23 protein-coding genes and 1 pseudogene are annotated in these 20,935 nt (G+C 37.4%); 13 read left to right on the forward strand and 11 right to left on the reverse strand.

Features of this window, described 5'->3' with window-relative positions:
• On the reverse strand, positions 1-110 hold a 110-nt coding region (locus F968_RS20795), incomplete at its 3' end, for a hypothetical protein (protein WP_004789386.1).
• Positions 111-211: 101 nt separating this feature from the next.
• Between F968_RS20795 and F968_RS01115 the strand changes: the two genes are divergently transcribed.
• The 3 genes from F968_RS01115 to F968_RS01125 all read left to right on the forward strand — a co-directional run bounded on the left by F968_RS01115 (position 212) and on the right by F968_RS01125 (position 2,946).
• The gene (locus F968_RS01115) at positions 212-1,402 is read left to right on the forward strand and encodes a cupin-like domain-containing protein (RefSeq protein WP_004789388.1); all 1,191 of its coding nucleotides are present in this window, start codon (positions 212-214) and stop codon (positions 1,400-1,402) included.
• Between the two features lie 85 nt (positions 1,403-1,487).
• Positions 1,488-2,297 carry a DUF6502 family protein gene (locus F968_RS01120; RefSeq protein ID WP_004789390.1) on the forward strand — a complete coding sequence of 270 codons (810 nt, stop codon included), beginning with the start codon at positions 1,488-1,490 and terminating at the stop codon, positions 2,295-2,297.
• A 16-nt stretch (positions 2,298-2,313) separates the two neighbouring features.
• Positions 2,314-2,946, forward strand: a complete 633-nt coding sequence (locus F968_RS01125; RefSeq protein ID WP_081399440.1) for a hypothetical protein — start codon at positions 2,314-2,316, stop codon at positions 2,944-2,946.
• 43 nt (positions 2,947-2,989) lie between these two features.
• Here the strand turns inward: F968_RS01125 and F968_RS01130 are convergent, their stop codons facing one another.
• Positions 2,990-3,370, reverse strand: a complete 381-nt coding sequence (locus F968_RS01130; RefSeq protein WP_004789394.1) for a winged helix-turn-helix transcriptional regulator — start codon at positions 3,368-3,370, stop codon at positions 2,990-2,992.
• Between the two features lie 117 nt (positions 3,371-3,487).
• Between F968_RS01130 and F968_RS01135 the strand changes: the two genes are divergently transcribed.
• On the forward strand, positions 3,488-4,048 hold the full coding sequence (locus tag F968_RS01135) for a flavodoxin family protein (protein ID WP_004789395.1): 561 nt from the start codon (positions 3,488-3,490) through the stop codon (positions 4,046-4,048).
• A gap of 37 nt (positions 4,049-4,085) precedes the next feature.
• Here the strand turns inward: F968_RS01135 and F968_RS01140 are convergent, their stop codons facing one another.
• The 6 genes from F968_RS01140 to rpoD all read right to left on the reverse strand — a co-directional run bounded on the left by F968_RS01140 (position 4,086) and on the right by rpoD (position 10,667).
• Entirely contained in the window at positions 4,086-5,471 is a 1,386-nt protein-coding gene (locus F968_RS01140) for an APC family permease (RefSeq protein ID WP_081399425.1), read from the reverse strand.
• A gap of 266 nt (positions 5,472-5,737) precedes the next feature.
• A complete protein-coding gene (locus F968_RS01145) occupies positions 5,738-6,922 on the reverse strand; it encodes an iron-containing alcohol dehydrogenase (protein ID WP_004789399.1) in 1,185 nt (394 codons plus the stop codon).
• A gap of 1 nt (position 6,923) precedes the next feature.
• Positions 6,924-7,457 carry a hypothetical protein gene (locus tag F968_RS01150; RefSeq protein ID WP_004789401.1) on the reverse strand — a complete coding sequence of 178 codons (534 nt, stop codon included), beginning with the start codon at positions 7,455-7,457 and terminating at the stop codon, positions 6,924-6,926.
• An 81-nt stretch (positions 7,458-7,538) separates the two neighbouring features.
• On the reverse strand, positions 7,539-8,192 hold the full coding sequence (gene lipB, locus F968_RS01155) for a lipoyl(octanoyl) transferase LipB (RefSeq protein ID WP_004789403.1): 654 nt from the start codon (positions 8,190-8,192) through the stop codon (positions 7,539-7,541).
• Positions 8,193-8,398: 206 nt separating this feature from the next.
• Positions 8,399-8,686, reverse strand: a complete 288-nt coding sequence (locus F968_RS01160; RefSeq protein WP_002116017.1) for a YbeD family protein — start codon at positions 8,684-8,686, stop codon at positions 8,399-8,401.
• A gap of 97 nt (positions 8,687-8,783) precedes the next feature.
• Positions 8,784-10,667, reverse strand: a complete 1,884-nt coding sequence (gene rpoD / locus F968_RS01165; RefSeq protein ID WP_004789404.1) for an RNA polymerase sigma factor RpoD — start codon at positions 10,665-10,667, stop codon at positions 8,784-8,786.
• A gap of 358 nt (positions 10,668-11,025) precedes the next feature.
• Here rpoD and F968_RS01170 point away from each other — a divergent pair, with 358 nt between their 5' ends.
• The 3 genes from F968_RS01170 to F968_RS01180 all read left to right on the forward strand — a co-directional run bounded on the left by F968_RS01170 (position 11,026) and on the right by F968_RS01180 (position 13,144).
• On the forward strand, positions 11,026-11,232 hold the full coding sequence (locus F968_RS01170) for a PA3496 family putative envelope integrity protein (protein WP_002116495.1): 207 nt from the start codon (positions 11,026-11,028) through the stop codon (positions 11,230-11,232).
• 74 nt (positions 11,233-11,306) lie between these two features.
• On the forward strand, positions 11,307-11,831 hold the full coding sequence (locus tag F968_RS01175) for a YecA/YgfB family protein (protein ID WP_004789407.1): 525 nt from the start codon (positions 11,307-11,309) through the stop codon (positions 11,829-11,831).
• A gap of 227 nt (positions 11,832-12,058) precedes the next feature.
• A complete protein-coding gene (locus F968_RS01180; protein ID WP_004789409.1) occupies positions 12,059-13,144 on the forward strand; it encodes a hypothetical protein in 1,086 nt (361 codons plus the stop codon).
• An 86-nt stretch (positions 13,145-13,230) separates the two neighbouring features.
• On the opposite strand, the gene F968_RS01185 is transcribed toward F968_RS01180, so the two are convergent.
• Entirely contained in the window at positions 13,231-14,163 is a 933-nt protein-coding gene (locus F968_RS01185) for an oxygen-dependent tRNA uridine(34) hydroxylase TrhO (RefSeq protein WP_004789411.1), read from the reverse strand.
• Between the two features lie 111 nt (positions 14,164-14,274).
• Here F968_RS01185 and F968_RS01190 point away from each other — a divergent pair, with 111 nt between their 5' ends.
• Positions 14,275-14,760, forward strand: a complete 486-nt coding sequence (locus tag F968_RS01190) for a DUF1289 domain-containing protein (RefSeq protein ID WP_004789412.1) — start codon at positions 14,275-14,277, stop codon at positions 14,758-14,760.
• 79 nt (positions 14,761-14,839) lie between these two features.
• Here F968_RS01190 and gltA read toward each other — a convergent pair whose 3' ends face one another.
• A complete protein-coding gene (gltA, locus tag F968_RS01195; RefSeq protein WP_004789414.1) occupies positions 14,840-16,114 on the reverse strand; it encodes a citrate synthase in 1,275 nt (424 codons plus the stop codon).
• A gap of 361 nt (positions 16,115-16,475) precedes the next feature.
• A pseudogene (locus F968_RS20800) lies at positions 16,476-16,559 on the reverse strand (hypothetical protein); the annotation flags it as partial.
• Positions 16,560-17,056: 497 nt separating this feature from the next.
• Here F968_RS20800 and sdhC point away from each other — a divergent pair.
• The 5 genes from sdhC (at position 17,057) to F968_RS01220 (ending at position 20,808) form a co-directional block, all read left to right on the forward strand.
• Positions 17,057-17,458 (forward strand): succinate dehydrogenase, cytochrome b556 subunit, encoded by a 402-nt coding sequence (gene sdhC / locus F968_RS01200; RefSeq protein ID WP_081399112.1) that lies wholly within the window; start codon positions 17,057-17,059, stop codon positions 17,456-17,458.
• Positions 17,458-17,823 carry a succinate dehydrogenase, hydrophobic membrane anchor protein gene (gene sdhD, locus F968_RS01205; RefSeq protein WP_003655454.1) on the forward strand — a complete coding sequence of 122 codons (366 nt, stop codon included), beginning with the start codon at positions 17,458-17,460 and terminating at the stop codon, positions 17,821-17,823. Before sdhC ends, sdhD begins: the two co-directional genes overlap by 1 nt.
• A 12-nt stretch (positions 17,824-17,835) precedes the next feature.
• Positions 17,836-19,671 (forward strand): succinate dehydrogenase flavoprotein subunit, encoded by a 1,836-nt coding sequence (gene sdhA / locus F968_RS01210; protein WP_004789419.1) that lies wholly within the window; start codon positions 17,836-17,838, stop codon positions 19,669-19,671.
• A gap of 14 nt (positions 19,672-19,685) precedes the next feature.
• Entirely contained in the window at positions 19,686-20,396 is a 711-nt protein-coding gene (locus tag F968_RS01215) for a succinate dehydrogenase iron-sulfur subunit (RefSeq protein ID WP_004789420.1), read from the forward strand.
• Between the two features lie 283 nt (positions 20,397-20,679).
• Positions 20,680-20,808 (forward strand): hypothetical protein, encoded by a 129-nt coding sequence (locus F968_RS01220; RefSeq protein ID WP_081399426.1) that lies wholly within the window; start codon positions 20,680-20,682, stop codon positions 20,806-20,808.
• Positions 20,809-20,935 lie beyond the last annotated feature (127 nt).

The raw sequence follows: 20,935 nt of genomic DNA on the forward strand, positions 1-20,935 counted from the left end.
GGTGTCGGTGTCGGTGTCGGTGTCGGTGTCGAATCATTATCGTCAGACCCACACCCACTTAAAGCTATAAAAATCAAAGCAATGCTGCTTCCTTTTACTATGTTATTCATCACATGAACCCTTTTTTTATTAAAAATGTGAAAATTTAACATTTTTAAAATAGATCAATTATAATGCAGTTGTAAAGATCAAATTTGAAAAAAGGTTCAACATGGCAGCTTATAATCAAATTGAAATATTCGAACAAAGCCAAAAATGGTTTAACCAGTTGCCATTAGAATGGAAAAACTGGCTTGAAGAAAATTTAGAAAAAGGGTGTGGAATTGAACAATTAGTCGATGTTTTAAAAGCAAATGGATTTGAGCCAAGATTTGAAATGAATGATTTAAAATTTCAGACTTTATTGAATCATGATCAAGAGTGGATCATTGAACAAGTTTTAAATGAGGTCATGTCTGAGCAAATAGTAAAAATATTAATAGAGCAGGGGCATGATGGTTTAAAAGTAAAAGAATATCTAAATAATTTAGAAAATAATCAGCTATATAAAATTTTGAAGAAAAAGCATCATCAACTTAAAAAACGTGAATGGCTAATAGAAACTGTAGATCAATTGGCACAGCTAAATTCTGGCTATAGTGAAGAAATTCCTTCAATTACTGCTCCACGGTTCTCTGTTTTTATAAAGGATTACTATAGTCAACATCGCCCTGTGATTTTAAAAGAAGGAATAGAACATTGGCCAGCTTTGCACAAATGGTCTCCGCAATATTTTGCTTCTAAATTTGGCCATCATTTAGTTGAAGTTCAGATGAATAGAAATTTAGATGAACAGTTTGAAAGACATTCTCCATCACTAAAACACAAAATGAAGATGTCAGAGTTTGTATCAAAAGTTATGTCAGTTGATGCCAGTAATGATTTTTATATGACTGCAAATAATGCGACTAACAGCCATCAGATGCTTCAAGAGCTATTTTTAGATATTGGTAATTTTGCAGAAGGTTATTGCGACTTGGCTTTAAAAGATGAGCGTAGTTTTTTATGGTTTGGACCTAAAGGAACATTTACGCCATTACATCATGATTTAACGAATAATATGTTGGTTCAAATTTATGGACGCAAAAAAGTAACTTTAATTCCTGCCTTACAAGTTCCTCATCTGTATAACGATCATTGGGTGTTTAGTGAATTAAATAATGCAAATAAAATTGATTTTGAAAAATATCCTTTGGCAAGATCAATCACTCCAGTGGAATGTATTTTGAATGCTGGGGAAGCTTTGTTTATCCCAATTGGTTGGTGGCATAGTGTAGAAAGTTTAGACGTCTCAATCAGTATTTCTTTTACCCATTTTAATGCGCCAAATCATTATGTTGATCGGTTTCCCAAAGAGGTCTAAGAATGAAAATTGCATCTTAAACCGTTCAGTGTGACAATTGCTCGGCCCATACTGTTTTTCAAATATGAAGGAAAATTGTTACCCTATGACCACACTCCAAACGAACAATGCAGAACTTAATCAAAAGCAGGTATTAATGTTAATGGAATACCTGACGCAATGGTTAATTCGTTCAGGAGTGGGATATAACGACTTTGTGACTGCTTTAAAACCTATTTTCTATCAACAGGCTTTAACTGAGCTAGAGCGTATAGAACAAAAGCCAACTGATTCAGCGGTCAGTTTACTTTCAGGGTTACATCGCAAAGACGTGAATGCATTTAAAAAGGCAATACAGGCTGGGCAACCTTTAACAGAAGCAAAAGTAGCAGAGCCAGTAAGTGTTCCTGCTCGAGTGATTGGCTTGTGGCTTGCAGAGGGATTAGCAGAAAAAATTCCTTTTATTAGTGAAAATCAGATTAGCTTTGAAAGTTTGGTAAAGAAAATTTCAACTGAAAAACATCCAAGATCTATTCTGAACGAACTTGAGCGTTTGAACATTGTGAAAGAAGAAGATGGCCTTGTGATGTTGCAGCAGCGTAGTTTTATGCCTGATGTTGAGCAATTCGAGGTTCGAAAATTATTAACGAATAACTTAGAGGCACATTTAGCTGCCGGAGTTCATAATTTATTTCAGCCAGAAAAAGAGCCCTATTTAGAACAAGCAATTTTTGCTGATGAATTAACAGAGGAATCGATCACTTTACTCAAAGACGCAAGTTTACGCTTGTGGGAAGATCTATCACTACAAATACTTAAGTTAGCCATTGAACGTTGTGCACTCGATGAAGGAAAAGAGGGTGCAACCAAAACTTTCCGTTTCGGAGCTTATCAATATGATGAAAATAACTTATAAAAAATTAATAATATCCATGAGTTTCATTTTGATGGGGGGTCTTTTGACTGCTTGTGGAGAGGATTTATTCGCAGGTGGTGCCAGTTTAGGTGGATCGGGAAATCCGACTAAACCTGGTAAACCAGGTGATTATGAGACACCTGCCGATGGTGAGAAAGGTGACTCAAAAGATAATGAAATCTGGTTACCCGCACCTGTTGAAGATGACTGTAATGGCTTGCATCGTAAACTACAGTTCTTAAATAATGTAACGCGTGAACCCATCGAAAAAGAAACAGTTTTTAAATATGCACAGCAGTTGACTTTAAATGGCACAATTGCTTTGCAGATTACTCAAACTAATAAGGGATTAGAGAAAATACAAGAACAACAACCTGCGTGTTATGTACCTTTAGAACTCTATTTATTTGGAAATACTAAACGTTCTTATCCAGAAAATGAGTGTAAAGAGACCCAAACTTACGAATATCAGCCTAGTGAAACCAAAACTTTTATTGTCAATTATCCTGCATTTGAAGTCATGAATGGTACTTGGAAATATGGTCTAGAAAGCACCTATTTGAAAAATGAGCAGGAGTTAAAACAATGCGAACCTTTAACTATTCAATTTAAAATAAGTGCGCCACCTGAGCCGATTAAAATTAATTAAGATGAGCCACTCATGAGCTATAAAATTTTAAGGGAAGTATGAGTTAAGCCTGTTCTAATGCTTTTTCATCATAAGCTATTTGAGCTGCTAAAACTTGCTCAATATTGGTTTCGGCCCATTCCTTTAATTGGAACGCCATTGAAGCTACATTTTGCCCTAAAGAAGTAAGTGAGTAATCAACACGAATTGGGGATGTATTCTGAATTTTACGCTCGATAAAACCGTCTCTTTCCAGCATTTTTAACTTTTGTGATAAGACTTTAGGGGAGATACCTTGAATATTCTTTTTGAGCAAATTGAAGTGCTGAGTTTCCTCCTCAAGAACATTTAAAATCAATAAAACCCATTTATCTGCAATTTTTTCAAAAAATAAACGAGCAGGGCAATGTTGTTGAAAAATATTATATTTTAGACATTCATTCATACCATTTACCTATAATTTCTTGAAAAAATTACCCTAGTTACCAACTAGTAACTAATTGACACCTAGTTTCTAAAATATATCATAAAGTGGAATTTAATAAAACAAAGGTTTGCTCCCATGTCTAACTCTAATATCGCGGTTGTATATTTCTCTGGTTATGGCCATACAAAAGTTGTTGCTGAAACGTTTGCAAACGAAATTAATGCCCAGCTCATCCAAATTGATCAAGAGGGAAATATTACTGATCAAGATTGGCAGACATTAAATGATGCGAAGGGGATTGTTTTTGGTGCGCCTACTTATATGGGTACAGCGCCATGGCAGTTTAAAAAGTTTGCTGATGCAACTTCAAAAGTATGGTTTACACGTGGTTGGCAAGATAAAGTATTTGCAGGTTTTACAAACAGTGCGAGCTTAAATGGTGATAAGCAAGTAACTCTTATTCAACTGCAAACTTTAGCATCACAGCATGGTGGCATTTGGGTGAGCCTTGGTTTATTGCCAGCAAATACGAAAGATGCAACACGTGAAGATGTAAACAACTTAGGTGGTTCGGTAGGACTTTTAGTTCAATCACCTTCGGATGCAAGTGTGGAAGAGGTTCCGACAGGTGATCTTGAAACAACAAAACTTTATGCTCAACGTGTACAAAGCATTGTAAATAAAATTTTTGGTTAATTTGACCATAAAAAAGGCGCTTTAAGCGCCTTTTTTATTACTCATGCTCGTTATGTTGCGGAGCATTATATTTAAAGCCTTTGGTTTTATAGGCCAAATAACCTACACCAATAACGGCCCAAGCTAAGCCAATTTGTAAGGCAAGCTTATCAATCTCTAACCACATCATAAACACACTGGCAAAACCAAGCGTTGGTATAGCAATATAATTAATGATGTCTTTAAGCGTTTTATTCTTTCCATCTCTTAATGCATAGCGTGAAACTACAGAGAAGTTAACAAAACTAAAAGCAGTTAAAGCACCAAAACTAATTAAGTTAACAATATGTTCAAGATCTAAAAAGCCAGCAGATAAAGCAACCACACCTACGATAAGAATGTTGTAAGTTGGGGTATGCAATTTTGGACTGATATGTCCAAATAATTTCTTGTTGATGACTCCATCTCGTCCCATCACATACATTAAGCGTGATACACCCGCATGTGCAGAAATACCTGATGCCATCACAGCGACTACAGCAAAATATAAAACCAAAGTTTTAAACATCAAACTACCAATCGCAGCGACCATCACAGGTTGTGATTCATCTAAAGGATTGAAGTAAGTGTTTGGGTTGCTTGGGAAATATAATTGGATGAAGTAAGTACTTACAATGAAAATAATACCTGCAAGTAATGCTGTAGAAAAAATAGCTTTTGGTAGCGTTTTTTCTGCATCTTTTGTTTCTTCAGCAAGAGACGATAAAGCATCAAATCCGGTAAAAGAGAAGCAGAGTACAGTCGCGCCAGCAATTAAAGAACTGACAGATGTCATATCGTTCCAAAAAGGAGTTAATGACCACAATGCCGCTTTATCTGGATTTAAAGTTCCATCTGCATATACACCTTGAGTAAGTAAGGTATATACTTGATAAACAAAATAAAAAATTACGCCAAGCTGAATAACAACAATCGTACTGTTAAAACGTGCAACGAACCGTGCACCAAATAAATTAATAACAGTCATAAGCGTTGTTAAACCAATCACCCATAACCAGTTATTTACTTCTGGAAAAAGAGCTCTTAGATAAATATCTGCCAAGATAATATTAACAAGCGGTGACAGTAGATAGTCTAACCAAGAAGACCAACCCACCATAAAGCCAACATTAGGGTGAATTGATTTTTGAGCATACGTATAGGCCGACCCAGAAGAAGGGTAGCGCTTAATCATATGTCCATAACTGATCGATGTTAATAAAATTGCGACTAATGCAAAAATGTAGGAAGTTGGTACATGACCACCACTTCGTTCTGACACTAAACCAAAAGTATCAAATAACGTTAATGGCTGAATGTAAGCTAAACCAATAATAACAATATGCCAAAGTACAAGATTCTTTTGAAGCTTGCCTGTTGGTTTAGTCCCAGATAAATTTGTCAACGGCGTTATCCTCATAATCGTTGATCAAGGATCAGCTTGGTGTTAAGGATCGTTTGAGACGAACGATCCCCCCTACAGAAAAAGATAAAGTGCGCCAATCTATCCTAAATTGATATAAATTGTCAGTACTTTCATCTATTTTTTAGCAATTTTTTTGCCATATGTTTCAAATAAAATAATCAATAAAAATGCTTAGTGATAAAAAAGGTCTGATTCAATATATAAATCAGACCTTTATGGAATTTCTTGGAGTTTAACTTATCGAATTACCAAGCTTTTTCTAAGATATCTCGGATATCTTTTAAGCTTGCTTCTTTCGGGTTGTAAATAATTGAGCCATCATTTAGTGCTTTTTCTGCAACTTCATCAAGCTGTGCTTCAGTTACTTTACCTGTTTCACGTAGAGTGCGTGGTAACTTTGTTAAAGTAAATAGGCGATCACGCATTGCTAAGATAGTTGTAATTGCTCTATCTGCACGCTGGGTTGCGGGCGTTTGTGCATAAATATCTGCACCAGCAAGCGGTAATAGTAACTCACCAATTTTCTGACCATTTACTTGTTTATTATATTCAAGTACATAAGGTAAGAATAAATTCATGCATAGACCGTGGGGCAGGTGAGCAACAGCACCTAAAGCATGTCCTAAAGAGTGAACTAGGCCGACCATTGAATTAGAAAATGCAATACCCGCCATTGTGGAAGCTTGAGCTAACTCTAAGCGGCCTTGTGAGTCATTTGGGTTTTCTAAGACATTAAAGAGATTTTCACTAATCTTTTTAATTCCGGCACTTGCATAAGCATCGCTCAATGGATTGGCAGCCATACATGTATAGGCTTCTACACAATGCGTTAATGCATCCATACCAGTCATTGCAGTTAAATGAGGCGGTAATGTAAGCGTCATGCGTGGATCTAAAATCGCTGCATGTGGCATTAAGTAATAAGAAGCAAATGCTAACTTAACATTCTTTTGAGTATCTGAAACCACGGCAACCATTGTTACTTCAGAACCAGTACCAGAGGTTGTTGGAATCACAAAAAATGGTTTTAATGGTTTCGGTAGGTTGTGAGCACCTGCATATTGCAATAAGTCATTTCCACCTTCAGAAACTAAAATATTAGTTGCTTTAGAAGTGTCTATGACTGAACCACCACCTACAGCAATGATCGCATCACATTTGTTTGCACGATAAGCTTCTGCTGCAAGGCGGACAACCTCTAAACTCGAGTCGGGTGGAACATCATCAAAAACATGACCAATGACAGCATCAGTTGTACTAAATGCAGCTTCAATCGGATTTAATAAGCCATTTGCGCGTACACCCTTATCTGTAATGATAAGAGGGCGTTTTGCACCCAAAGTTGCAAGCTCAAACGGAATATGTTCTAACGCAGCATTACCAGCAATGACTTTTACAGGACAAAAGAATTCGTAATATGGTTTGGCCATGTTATGCGCTCCGCTTGAAATAGGACTTGGCTACTTTTAGGTAAATATTTGCAGCCTCGTTGAATTTTTCTTTTAGGCTAAGTTCGGTTGGGTATTCTTTGACTGCTAGTGAAGCAACCAATTTAGGTAAAATAAGAGCTTCCATTTTATTTAGGCAGCGTACTAAGCGGATAGCAGCAGATACATCACCATCGGCAATCATTCGGTCATTGGCAAATGCTTGAGCAGTACTTTCTTGAAAAGAAAATACCAAAAAGGCATGAGTGACGTGTTTGAATGTAATCGTTAAGTCTGGTTTTCTTTCAGCTCTTTGAAGTAGTTCTAACTGTTTGTCTTCTGTCACTCGAGCAAAAAATGCTGGTCCATTCGGGAAAACATTCATTGAAAGTACAAAGTGAACAGGAAATTTAGATACTTCCTCTTGTATTTCAGTGTCCACTTGACTTGCCATGACCAAGCCACGACCAATAACATCCATCATGAGCTTAACGTAGGCAAGTTGCAGAGTCGGCTTTACCGCTTTTGTCGAAATCACTCGCGTATCCCTTGTTAAAATTATGCGAAAGCAAATTTAGAGTAATTACTCTAATCCATTTTTATTTCATCGCAAAGCGATTTATTCATATTTGACTTTAGGGTCATTAAAGTACCCAGTACTATTAATATACTCAATAAAGTCCTGACAAAGTTGACCAAATGATGGATAAGGAGTCACTAAATCTTGTATACGTACCATTTCTAAGCCTGCATAACCGCAAGGATTGATGGTCTGGAATCCATCTAATGCACAGTCCAAGTTTAATGCTAATCCATGATAACTACGACCACGACGAATTTTAAAACCTAAAGAACCAATCTTACGACCATCTACATATACACCAGGTGCATCGGGTTTGGCATAAGCTTCAATTCCATATTTTTTTAAAACATCTATCATAAATTGTTCAGCAAAACTGACCAAAGTACGTACGTTCCATTTTAGTCGATTAAGATCAAACATGAAGTAAGCAACGAGTTGGCCAGGGCCATGCCAAGTTACTTGCCCGCCACGATCAGTTTGTACGACTGGAATATTTGATGAAATTAGGATGTGTTCTGGTTTCCCAGCTTGACCTTGTGTTAAGACATTATGATGTTGAAGTAACCATAACTCATCAGGCGTGTCTTGATCACGCTCGTTTGTTAAGAGTTTCATGGTTTCAAACTTGCTTTGATAATCTTGTAAATCGTTCCATTGGCGAATGATCAAGTTGGGTTTATCAAGGCTCATTACAATATCTTCCTATAAGTTGGTTTCTGCGGCACCCAGTTAATATCTGCAAGATAGAAGCCGAAAACCCTGTAATTTTAAAGGATTTTATAATAGGGTTTCTAAATATTTGTATTGTTTTTTCACTGTTTGATAACTTAAAAATTTCTCAAAAAAAATACCACAGTAAGAGTGTCTGACTGTGGTATTGATTGAAGAACTTAAAATTAAAGCGCAGTTCTAATCTGCGGGCAAGCAGCCAAGTCAGCATAAAGTGCATGGACTTGTTCTAATTCTTCAAAGCGCAATTGTGCTGTTAAAGAATGATACTTGCCGGTGCGAGATTCTTGAACTTTTAATGTTGAGTGATCGAAGTCTGGGAAATGTTTCACCAAAATATCGACTACAGCAACACGTAATTCTTCACCCGCATCGCCAATAAGTTTAATTGGATAATCCATCGGAAATACCCAAAGATGTTCTTGTAGTTCGCGAGATGGAGTGCGGTCTAACATAAGTTACCTCATGATTTGAAACGCCTGCATTATCGCAGGCGTTTATAGCTCTTTCTATTAAATGGGGCTTGGTTCTGAAATTTCAAGCCTTCAAAACTTAGTCATTTTCCAAGAAAGAACGTAAGTGTTCAGAACGAGAAGGGTGGCGTAATTTACGCAATGCTTTCGCTTCAATCTGACGAATACGTTCACGTGTTACGTCAAACTGCTTGCCCACTTCTTCTAACGTATGATCGGTTGGCATATCAATACCAAAACGCATCTTCAATACTTTTGCTTCACGTTCAGTTAAGTTTTCCAATACTTCACGTGTCGCTTCTTTTAAGCCTTCTGAAGTCGCAGCATCAATTGGAGAAGTGATGTTTTGATCTTCAATGAAATCACCAAGATGCGAATCTTCATCATCACCAATAGGTGTTTCCATTGAAATCGGTTCTTTAGCAATCTTAAGTACCTTACGAACCTTAACTTCGTCCATTTCTAAACGTTCACCTAATTCTTCAGGTGTTGGTTCACGGCCCATTTCTTGTAACAATTGACGAGATACACGGTTGATCTTGTTAATCGTTTCAATCATATGTACTGGAATACGAATTGTACGAGCCTGATCGGCAATCGAACGGGTAATCGCCTGACGAATCCACCAAGTTGCATAAGTCGAGAATTTATAACCACGACGATATTCAAACTTGTCTACAGCTTTCATCAAACCAATGTTCCCTTCTTGAATCAAGTCAAGGAACTGTAAACCACGGTTGGTATATTTCTTCGCAATCGAAATTACCAAACGAAGGTTGGCTTCTACCATTTCTTTCTTAGCACGGCGTGCTTTCGCTTCGCCAATTGCCATACGCTTAGAAATATCTTTAATTTCAGCAACGCTTAAACTAAGTTCTTTCTCAATATCTGCAATTTTTTGCTGGAACGCTAAAACATCCGGACGAACTTTTTCTAAATGCGCCTTGATTTCAGCAGGAGCTTTAGCAATTTGTTCATCTAACCAAGCTGGATTAGATTCTTGCTTAGGGAAAGATGTACGGAATTGAGTACGGTCCATACGGCCACGACGTACTGCATAACGCATGATTTCACGTTCATTGGCACGAATTTGTTCATGTGTGCCACGAATCATTTCAGAAATGATATCGAATAAACGTGGTGTAAATTTAAACATCATAAACACAGTAGCTAACGCTTCTAAAGCTTCGTCTGCTTCAGGGCTGTTACGGCCATGTTTCTCAATAACACCTTTTGTTTTAGTCCATGCAGATTCAAGTTCATTAAAACGAATCTTTGCAACTTCAGGGTCTGGACCAGACTCACCTTCAGAATCATCGTCGCTTTCTGACTCTTCATCTTCTTCGTCATCGTCAAGCTTAACTTCTTTTGCTGGTGTAGCTGGCGCATCATCTTCTTCAAGTTCTGTTTCTTCTTCTAGAACTTCAGGAATATCTTCGTCAGTTTCCGGATCAAGATAGCCAGATAAAATATCGGCAAGGCGACGTTCGCCAGTCAAGAAATCATTATATTCTTTTAATACAACTTCAACAGCATTTGGCCAGTACGCAATTGAGTTAAGGACATCACGGATCCCTTCTTCAATACGTTTTGCAATGCTGATTTCACCTTCACGGGTTAACAGTTCAACTGTACCCATTTCACGCATGTACATACGTACAGGATCTGTCGTACGTCCAGGCTCATTTTCAACCGATGCAAGTACGGCAGCAGCTTCTTCTTCAGCAACTTCATCGGCTGTGTCAGTTGACTCACCGAACATGGTATCGTCAGATTCAGGTGCACGCTCGTGTACAGGAATACCAACGTCTTGAAGCATTTGAATAATGTCTTCAATCTGTTCGCTTTCAGTAATCGAGTCCGGCAGATGATCGTTAACCTCAGCGTAAGTTAAGTAACCTTGTTCTTTGCCTCGGCTAATCAGAGCCGCTACTTGAGAAGTAGGGGAATGCATATCGCTCATCTTTGCTTACTCTTCGTTGAATCTGTGGCAGTGAAAAACCGTGCATGATAGCACAATTTGCTTGAAATGTTTTGGGTTTGATCGGTAACCGTTAAATAAAAAATATCTTTGAATTCACGTCTGTTTTTTGAATATTGGGCTAAAATCATTTTTTTCAAGCTTAAATCATCGAAAAGATCATAGAATTTTTTCTTGATCAAAAAAATAGTTGAGTTTTATAAATACACAATTTTTCGGGTGAAAAAAAGTACAAATATGCAGTTTAATGAAAAAAATATAAATAAAACTTGACATGATTCTGTAAGAGAGATAAATAGCGCCTAGACCCATTCACATTTTTTCATTAGAGGTAGTTTTAGTGTCTTCTACAGATTTTGAACTAGATGATAACTACGGTGATGATGATGATGTCGGTTTTGATGAGTCATCAGGCAAAATCACTGCGAAAGAATCATTAGAAAAACGTAGATTAATTGATGATCTATTGGCTCAACGCCGTTTAGAGCGTGAGTTGAAAGATTTTGATTATGATTTAGACGATGATGATCTTGATGATGAAGACTAATCAAATCTGAATAGGGCATCGTCAGCTTAAATGCTATGCTATCGTAGATTTCTTTTTTATAGTCAGGTAACACAATGAGTGCGTTAGATTTAGACCAATTAAGTGAATATCTAGATGGAGACCACAATGAGTATGGTCTAGATTTCGCTGCAACTCATGGTTTTCTGTGTGCAATTGCAGTAGGCCCTCAGTTTGACCGTTGGTTAGATGAGCTGTTTGATAATAACCATAAAAAGGTTCCTGCTGAAATTATTCAGCAAATCAAGGCGTGGTTAGAGTCAATTCGACAAGATTTAGCAAATGAGAATGGAATTGTATTTCCATTTGAAATTGAAGAAGCTGATGTTGAATCTAGCTTAGGCGACTGGAGTGTGGGATTTGTTGATGCAATGTTCTTAAATGAAGAGGCATGGTTTGCCCCTGAACATGAAGAACAATTAATTGATTTAACTTTACCAATGATGGTATTTAGTGGAATTGATGAAGAAGATCCGCAGATGGAATCTTTCCGTCGTAATGGACAGTTAATGGATGAACTGGCAGAAGAAATTCCGGATAATTTGAATGAATTATACTTGATGTATCATACTCCAAATTAATTTATTAGAAGAAATAATAAATAACGTCCTTTCTAGGGCGTTTTTTATTACCTGAATTTTTTAATAGGTAATTGAGTATAATAATATTTTTACATTAATTTTATTTATATATAATATTTATTGTTATTTTAAGAATTATGCTTTTAATAGAGTTTAATTTACCTATCATCATGTATTAATCCATGATTGATATAAAAATCTTTAGTGTTATAACAATGCGATTTAATATGAATATAATTTGTAAAATTAGTGGCTTGCTCTCAGTAATATTGCTTATAGCTTGTGGTGGTGAAAATAGTAACAGTGTTAGTGAAGCGAAAATTTCACAATCTAATCAAAATGAAGTTACTTATAAATTAATTTCTGGTACAGCATTTTCAACTTCTGCTTTGAATGGTGCAAATGTAATAGCAATTTGTAAAGATGGAATCGGTTTTAAAAATACTGTAAATGTTAATACCGAAGGTAAATGGCAAGGTGAAGTAGACAATAGTAAGTTTCCTTGTCGTTTACAGGTAAAAGCTAATGGACAAAGCTACTATAGTTATGTTGAGCGTGAGGGTAATGTAAATATTAATCCGCTTACGGATATGGTCGTTGCTTATGCCAGTAACCAAGTTCCTGCAACGTGGTATCAATCTGGAACCATGGCTACAGAAAAGTTAAATTCTGCAAATTTTGCTTTGGTAACTGAACTTATTAAAAAGGGGTACGGTGTTAATAATGATGTGGATCTATTTAATGCTGAGATGAAAGCAAATAATCCTATTCATCAAGCTATTCAAGAGTTATTGGAAGCTATTAAGAATAATAGAAACATTAAAGACTATGATGCACTGTTAATGTTAATTAAAGATGGAAATTTATCTCAATTACCGATGAAATCAGATCAAATTCTTGTCAATCCTTTAAATATTAATATAGATACGACGGCTTGCCAACAATATGACTCAGGTATAATCGAAAGATATAATTATTGTACTTCAAATGTTTTGCCTGATTTTAAGGAAGATCAGTTAATTACACCTTTTGGTGAAAAGTGTAATTTAACAAAAGTGGGCGATATGCTCACAGTTAGTAATGGTAAATTGACTATATCTACGTTTATCAATAAAGACGAGAATGATGGGATTCCTTCGAAAACATCTATTGGTACTTTATTTGTAGTCTCTAATCCTGTTTCATCGGCCCAAGAGGATGTTTTATATAATATTGGAATCTCGTTTCTAGCCGATGGGCAAATTAATGGTATAAGTGCTGGTAATGGAAAGGGTGATTCATTGGTTTGTGCAACAACTAGATCACGTACCTGATAACAACGGATTGTATCTTAAATTAGCTTTATATAACTTATTATGAAAAAAAGGGGCATCATTTGATGCCCTTTTTAAGTTTAAAATTATAAACGTTTACGCTTTGCAGCTGCAATTTGCGACTGGCGCATACGGAAACCAGCTTTTTGTTTTTCAGTTGTCTTGTCGATGCAATACACGCATGAAACACCATGTTCATAACTTGTTAAAGCTGACTCTTCTGGAGTTAATGGCCAACCACAAGCATGACATTTAATATTTACGCCTTCCTCAACGCCATGAGTTACAGCAGTACGTCCATCAAATACGAAACATTCGCCTTCCCATAAACTTTCATCGGCAGGGGTTTCTTCTAAGTATTTAAGAATACCACCTTTGAGGTGATAAACCTCTTGGAAGCCTTCTTGAAGAAGTAATGATGTTGATTTTTCACAGCGAATACCGCCTGTACAGAACATCGCAATTTTTTTATCTTTATGTTGCTCTAGCTCTTTTTTGACATATTCTGGGAATTCGCGGAATGTCTCAGTTTTAGGGTCGATTGCACCTTTAAAAGTGCCTGCCTTATATTCATAGTCATTACGTGTGTCGATTAAAATTACATCATCACGTGCAATTAAATCATTCCACTCTTTTGGATCGAGGTAGTGACCCACTAAGTCGCGAGGTTTAACCTCAACACCTAAAGTTACAATCTCTTCTTTAAGTTTAATCTTCATTTTACGGAAAGGTTTGTCAGAGCTATGGGATTCTTTGTATTCCATAGAAGCAAAACCTTCATTAAGCAAAAATTGATAGAGATTATCAATTGCTACACGATCGCCCGCAACAGTACCATTAATTCCTTCACCTGCTACAATCAGAGTTCCACAAAGGTTAATTGTTTTCACTAAGTCTAATAGACGTTGCTGAAGATCTGCAGGATCTTGAACTTCTTTAAATTGATATAGTGCTGCAACAACCCAACCCGCGGTCGCTTGCTGTTCTACAGGTGCAAGCTGTTCTACAGTAGCGTTCATGGAAAACTCCAAATGTATTAAGATATAAATTTAAGGCGCATATTTTAGCGCGAAAATGTGTAATAAGCGAGAAAACCATAAAAAGTATATGGTTTATTTAAGGAGTTTGTTTTGAGTAATGATCATCGAATGCTCTCTCTCACCCCATGTGCAGGGCGTTGTTCAACAGTTTTTGGTGATCAGGTGTGCCGTGGTTGTCGCCGTTTTAATCATGAAGTGATTCAATGGAACACTTATACAGCAGAGCAACGCTTGGCTGTGTGGAAGCGCTTAGATGATCAGTTGAATCAAATCCTAGTACCTATGTTGCCTCATGCGAACTTACAGCATGTAGAGGGATTTATTTTAAGTAAGCGTGTTCGGTTGATGGAAGGGGCGAGTAAAGGCCGCAAGCTTTATCATGCTTTGAAAATATGTGAAAAAAATAAGCATCTGGCACGCGAGAGTGGTTTGGGTATTTCAGAACCTCAAGTCAAAACGATATGGGTTGAATTTGAAAGACGTGTTCTAGCTTTGGCTAAAGCGAGTTATGAGTTGGCTTGGCTCCGAGCTGATGGGATTAGCCATCATTTATTAAGTGTGTTTGATGAAGAATAAGTTTTAAATTGAATTGAAAATACCCCAATAAAAAAGCTGCCAGAAGGCAGCTTTTTTATCATTAATTTTCTTTCGAATATTAACGTTTGATATCGCGCTGAGTCGGGCCAGTGTAAAGCTGACGAGGACGACCGATTTTGTATGGTGCGCTGTGCATTTCTAACCAGTGGCTGATCCAACCTACTGTACGTGCAAGAGCAAAGATTACTGTAAACATTTCTGTTGGGATACCAATCGCTTTAAGGATGATACCTGAGTAGAAGTCTACGTTAGGGTAAAGTTTACGTTCAACAAAGTACGGGTCGTTCAATGCAATACGTTCAAGTTCCATAGCAAGCGCTAATTGAGGATCATTGATATTTAATGCTTCAAGAACTTCGTCACAAGTTTGTTTCATGACTTTAGCACGTGGGTCGAAGTTTTTGTACACACGGTGACCGAAGCCCATGAGTTTAACTTCTTTACGTTTTACTTTTTCCATGAACTCAGCAACGTTTTCTACACTGCCGATTTCATCAAGCATCTTAAGAACAGCTTCGTTTGCACCACCGTGAGCAGGTCCCCAAAGCGCAGAAATACCTGAAGAGATACATGCGTATGGGTTTGCACCAGTAGAACCAGCAAGACGTACTGTAGATGTCGAAGCATTTTGTTCGTGATCAGCGTGAAGCGTGAAGATACGATCCATTGCACGAGCAAGAACAGGATTTACTTTGTAATCACGGTCAGCAGGAGTAGCAAACATCATGTGTAAGAAGTTTTCCGCGTAATTTAAGTCATTACGTGGATAGATGAATGGTTGACCTACTGTGTATTTGTAACTCCAAGCAGCAAGTGTTGGAATTTTTGCAATTAGACGAATCGCAGTGATTTCACGGTGATTGATGTCTTCAATGTCGAGGTTGTTGTGATAGAACGCAGATAATGCACCAACGACACCAACCATGATCGCCATAGGGTGAGCATCACGACGGAAACCATTGAAGAAGCGGCTAACTTGGTCATGAACCATAGTATGAGCACGAACTTTGGCATCAAACTCTGTTTTTTGTTCAGCAGTTGGGAGCTCGCCATTTAATAATAAATAACAAGTTTCAAGATAGTCTGCTTGAGTTGCTAATTGGTCGATTGGGTAACCGCGGTGTAATAAAATACCTTTGTCACCATCAATGAACGTAATTTTAGACTCGCATGCAGCTGTCGCCATAAAACCAGGATCGAAAGTAAAATGACCTTCTTTCAATATGCTGCTGACATCAATTACATCTGGACCTAAAGTGCCACTGTAGATTGGTAAACCAATTTCTTTGCCATCAAGATGTAATACGGCTTTTTTGCCATTTGCTTCAGACATTCAATAGATCTCCTGTCCTGGTGAATGTTGATCTGACTCGAAATCCTAATGTTCTCATGTGCGAATCAGACGGTGTCAAAATTTGCTATAAGATTAGTGAGTACTGAAATTTTGTCAATTATACTTATGGATAAAAAATAACGTTCTCACAGAGAGTTAGTCATCAAGACCCGAGCAAAAAAGTCAGTAAAATCACTGCATCGGGATGGTATAATAAGTCAATTCAATAAGAACGTGCAGAAAAAAAATGAAGTATCAGTACAATTGTAAGCAAATTTTTAAATTAAGATGAGGAATGGCAAGTCGGTAGAAAATGCCAATCCAATTAAAAAAATCATAAAACTCATGGTGTAATTTAAAATTAATAATCAAAAAACACTCTATTTTTATTTAGTTGTAACAAAGAATGTTGCTGTTTTTTTAAGTTTAATTGTATAAAAAATAGCTAATTGAACTGCGTTAAAATAATTATAAATTTTATTTTCAATAAAAATCGCTTTCTCAAATGTATTTTAGATTGACTGATTTGTATTGAATCCAACTAACTTCACTTAGTTGAATTGTAGCTTTTATTGAAAATATGAGCAGTTACTAACATTTTTCTATTTATATGATGAATTTATAACTTTATCTTTAGTCTAAAATTCGCTTATTTAAAAGAAATTGCAGAAAAAATGAAATTAAATAAAAAGTTATTTTAAACAATAACATGATGAAACTCTGTATGCCATTTTAACGGGGTTAATAGGGTGATATCATTGTTAATGATTCTTATTTAATTGTTTTTTGCTTAAATGGGAAAGTGGATTGTTTGTATTTTGATACTTCGCGTTTTATAATTCAGTGTCGTTTATAGGTTAGGCATGAGCTGTGCTTGCCTAACAATGCCAGCTTTCCTTGGAATTAATTCAACAAACTCCGGTCGGAGTTTCTACCTACAGGATGCCCGCTGTGAAAAGCAACAGACCTGTCAATTTGTCCATGGGTCAGGTGTTAGCGGTAAATTTACGCTCACCCGTGGCTATTGCATCAATTTTACACCGTTTATCAGGTGTCATCGTTTTCTTATTAGTACCAGTTCTATTATGGATTTTAGATAAATCATTATCTTCACCAGAAGGATTTGACTACGTTAAAAATGTCGTGTTTGGGAATATCCTTGTACGTTTTATCGTTTGGGTATTTGTAGCCGGCTTGTTATTCCACTTTATTGCTGGAGTAAAGCACTTACTTGCAGATTTAGGTTTTGCTGAAGAACTGCAAAGTGGTCGTATAGCAGCGACAATTTCATTGATCTTATCTGTGGTAGCTATTATCGCAGCCTTTATATGGATTATGTTCTAATGAAAAGTGCTACAGGTTTAACTGGTTCAGGTTCTCGTGATTGGTTTATCCAGCGTGTAAGTGCGGTTGTACTTGCAGCCTATACTGTTGTTCTTTTGGGTTGGATTCTCTGCAAAGGTGGATTTGACTATCAACAATGGGCTGGTTTCATGATGACATTACCAATGAAGATTTTCTCTTTATTGGCAATTTTATCGCTTATCGCACACGCATGGATTGGTATGTGGCAAGTTTTTACTGACTATGTCACTACTCGTCAAATGGGTCCTTCAGCGAAAGGTTTACGCCTTGTACTGACGACGGCTGTCATTATTGCAGTGTTTGTGTACGCAATCTGGGGTATCCAGATTTTCTGGGCGAATTGATAGGAAGACATCATGGGCGCGATAACCCCTAAAGAAGATTATTCAAATATTCAAAACCTCACTTTCGATGCAGTTATCGTTGGTGGTGGTGGTTCTGGTATGCGTGCATCTTACCAACTCGCTCAAGCGGGTTTGAAGGTTGCAGTACTCACTAAAGTTTTCCCGACACGTTCGCACACTGTAGCTGCTCAAGGCGGTATCGGTGCGTCGTTAGGTAATATGCAAGAAGATAACTGGCATTTCCATTTTTACGATACAGTAAAAGGTTCTGACTGGTTAGGTGACCAAGACGCAATTGAATTTATGTGTCGTGAAGCACCAAAAGTTGTATATGAACTTGAACACATGGGTATGCCGTTTGACCGTAACGCTGATGGTACAATTTACCAACGTCCATTCGGTGGTCACTCTGCTAACTATGGTGATAAGCCAGTTCCACGTGCTTGTGCAGCTGCGGACCGTACAGGCCATGCTTTATTGCACACGCTTTATCAAAGCAACGTGAAAATGGGTACTCAATTCTTCGTTGAGTGGATCGCTCTTGATTTGATCCGTAACGAAGCTGGTGATGTTCTTGGTGTAACAGCAATTGACCAAGAAACTGGTAACATTTCAGTATTCCAAGCAAAAGCAACATTATTTGCTACGGGTGGTGCTGGTCGTGTTTACCGTGCATCAACAAATGCTTATATCAACACTGGTGACGGTCTTGGTATGGCTGCTCGTGCTGGTATTCCATTACAAGATATGGAATTCTGGCAATTCCATCCAACGGGTGTTGCGGGCGCTGGTGTATTGTTGACTGAAGGTTGTCGTGGTGAAGGTGCAATCCTTCGTAATAAAGACGGCGAACCGTTCATGGAACGTTATGCACCGACTTTAAAAGACTTGGCTCCACGTGACTTCGTTTCGCGCTCTATGGACCAAGAAATTAAAGAAGGTCGTGGTTGTGGTCCAAAAGGTGATTATATCTTACTAGATATGACTCACTTGGGTGCTGAAACAATCATGAAGCGTTTACCATCTGTATTTGAGATTGGTAAAAAATTCGCGAACGTTGACATTACAAAAGAAGCGATTCCTGTAGTACCAACAATCCATTATCAAATGGGTGGTATTCCTACGAATATGCATGGTCAGGTGTGTTTACCTGAAGTGGGTACAGACAACTACACTAAACCTGTAAAAGGTTTCTATGCAATTGGCGAATGTTCTTGTGTATCAGTACATGGTGCAAACCGTTTAGGTACTAACTCACTTCTTGACTTGGTTGTATTTGGTAAAGCTGCTGGTGAGCACATTATTGATTACGTAACTAAGCATCATGGTGATGAATATGCACCTCTTCCAACAAACGTATTAGAGCAAACATTAGATCGCGTACGTAAATTGGATGACTCGACTTCTGGTGAAAATGCTCAAGAAGTTGCTGATGCAATTCGTGATATCGTTCAAGATCACGCTGGTGTATTCCGTACTCAAGCATTGCTTGATAAGGGTGTAAAAGAGATCCTTGCTCTTGAACCACGTGTGCGTAACATTCATTTAAAAGATAAATCTAGAGTATTTAACACTGCACGTGTTGAAGCGCTTGAAGTTGAAAACTTGTATGAAGTTGCAAAAGCAACTCTAATTTCAGCTGCTGCGCGTAAAGAGTGTCGTGGTGCGCATACTGTAGTTGATTATGAATTACCAGCTGATCACCCAACTTATTCATACGGTCGCCGTGATGATGAGTGGATGAAACATACGTTATGGTATTCATCAGATAACCGTTTGGAATATAAGCCAGTGCGCTTCAAACCGTTGACTGTTGATGCAATTCCGCCAGCACCACGTACATTCTAATCGGGAGTATAAAGATGAGTAGAGGTACTCGTACATTCGAAATCTACCGCTATGATCCTGATAAGGATAAAGCGCCGTACATGCAAACTTTCAAGCTTGAATTGACTGACAAGCACCGTATGCTGCTTGATGCATTGCTTGCATTGAAAGTTCAAGACGAATCGTTAACATTCCGTCGTTCTTGCCGTGAAGGTATTTGTGGTTCGGATGGTGTGAATATCAATGGTAAAAATGGTTTGGCTTGTTTAGAAAACCTGAATGATTTACCAGAGAAAATCGTAATTCGTCCATTACCAGGTTTGCCGGTGGTTAAAGATTTGGTTGTTGATATGAACCAATTCTATGATCAATATGACAAGATTCAGCCATTCTTGATCAATAACCAACCAGCTCCACCTAAAGAGCGTTTACAATCTCCTGAAGAGCGTGAACACTTAAACGGTTTGTATGAATGTATTCTTTGTGCATGTTGTTCAACTTCATGCCCATCATTCTGGTGGAACCCTGATAAGTTCTTGGGTCCTTCAGCATTGTTGAATGCATACCGTTTTATTATTGATTCTCGTGATACTGCTACTGCAGACCGTTTGTCTCGTCTTGACGATCCATTCAGTTTGTTCCGTTGCAAAGGTATCATGAACTGTGTGTCAGTATGTCCTAAAGGTCTAAATCCTACAAAAGCAATCGGTCATATCCGTAATATGCTATTAGATCAAGCGGGTTAATTCTGCACAAATAGAGAACGCACATCCTTGATGTGCGTTTTTTTTTAACTTTATAATGTAAACTTTAGACTTTGGTCGAAAAAGATGAGGTTTTTATATATTGCACCATATATTAAAAGATAAAATCGCATATGTATTTCGCCAATTTATAGGTGGTATGTGTCAAAAAAATCAATCGTTCGTTAAGAACATGATACGATTTGCCACAAAGTTATAGGTGAAAAAAGCGTATACTATTGAAATTAATTTAAGTAGCACAATCTTAGATCTGTGCTTAATTTTTATGGTTAAAGTCATTTTAGAAAAGTTAATTTTAAAGTTAATTTTTCTAAAAAGATTTGCAAAAAATTGCTCGGTTTTAATCGAGTATAAGATGAGTGATGATGCCATTGAGGGTGTTGTGATTCATTAATTACCTATGGAGTTTCCTCTCTAGGTAGTATGACGCCCCATGGTCTTAAAGACCTGTTGGGTAAGTAATGCCTTTTTTACCAATTTGGCATTATGCATCATGGGTGTGCTTAAAAGGCAGCCTGTAA

Source organism: Acinetobacter sp. NIPH 817 (assembly GCF_000368405.1).
Lineage (GTDB): Bacteria > Pseudomonadota > Gammaproteobacteria > Pseudomonadales > Moraxellaceae > Acinetobacter.

Bases quoted from the DNA above. Each gene is read 5' to 3' on its own strand.
- sdhC (WP_081399112.1), top strand. From the start codon at position 17,057: ATGCCCGCTGTGAAAAGCAACAGACCTGTCAATTTGTCCATGGGTCAG.
- F968_RS01135 (WP_004789395.1), top strand. From the start codon at position 3,488: ATGTCTAACTCTAATATCGCGGTTGTATATTTCTCTGGTTATGGCCAT.
- F968_RS01175 (WP_004789407.1), top strand. From the start codon at position 11,307: ATGAGTGCGTTAGATTTAGACCAATTAAGTGAATATCTAGATGGAGAC.
- sdhD (WP_003655454.1), top strand. From the start codon at position 17,458: ATGAAAAGTGCTACAGGTTTAACTGGTTCAGGTTCTCGTGATTGGTTT.
- F968_RS01115 (WP_004789388.1), top strand. From the start codon at position 212: ATGGCAGCTTATAATCAAATTGAAATATTCGAACAAAGCCAAAAATGG.
- F968_RS01120 (WP_004789390.1), top strand. From the start codon at position 1,488: ATGACCACACTCCAAACGAACAATGCAGAACTTAATCAAAAGCAGGTA.
- F968_RS01130 (WP_004789394.1), bottom strand. From the start codon at position 3,370: ATGAATGAATGTCTAAAATATAATATTTTTCAACAACATTGCCCTGCT.
- gltA (WP_004789414.1), bottom strand. From the start codon at position 16,114: ATGTCTGAAGCAAATGGCAAAAAAGCCGTATTACATCTTGATGGCAAA.
- F968_RS01185 (WP_004789411.1), bottom strand. From the start codon at position 14,163: ATGAACGCTACTGTAGAACAGCTTGCACCTGTAGAACAGCAAGCGACC.
- sdhA (WP_004789419.1), top strand. From the start codon at position 17,836: ATGGGCGCGATAACCCCTAAAGAAGATTATTCAAATATTCAAAACCTC.
- F968_RS01145 (WP_004789399.1), bottom strand. From the start codon at position 6,922: ATGGCCAAACCATATTACGAATTCTTTTGTCCTGTAAAAGTCATTGCT.
- F968_RS01160 (WP_002116017.1), bottom strand. From the start codon at position 8,686: ATGTTAGACCGCACTCCATCTCGCGAACTACAAGAACATCTTTGGGTA.
- F968_RS01215 (WP_004789420.1), top strand. From the start codon at position 19,686: ATGAGTAGAGGTACTCGTACATTCGAAATCTACCGCTATGATCCTGAT.
- rpoD (WP_004789404.1), bottom strand. From the start codon at position 10,667: ATGAGCGATATGCATTCCCCTACTTCTCAAGTAGCGGCTCTGATTAGC.
- lipB (WP_004789403.1), bottom strand. From the start codon at position 8,192: ATGAGCCTTGATAAACCCAACTTGATCATTCGCCAATGGAACGATTTA.
- F968_RS01125 (WP_081399440.1), top strand. From the start codon at position 2,314: ATGAGTTTCATTTTGATGGGGGGTCTTTTGACTGCTTGTGGAGAGGAT.
- F968_RS01180 (WP_004789409.1), top strand. From the start codon at position 12,059: ATGAATATAATTTGTAAAATTAGTGGCTTGCTCTCAGTAATATTGCTT.
- F968_RS01220 (WP_081399426.1), top strand. From the start codon at position 20,680: ATGGTTAAAGTCATTTTAGAAAAGTTAATTTTAAAGTTAATTTTTCTA.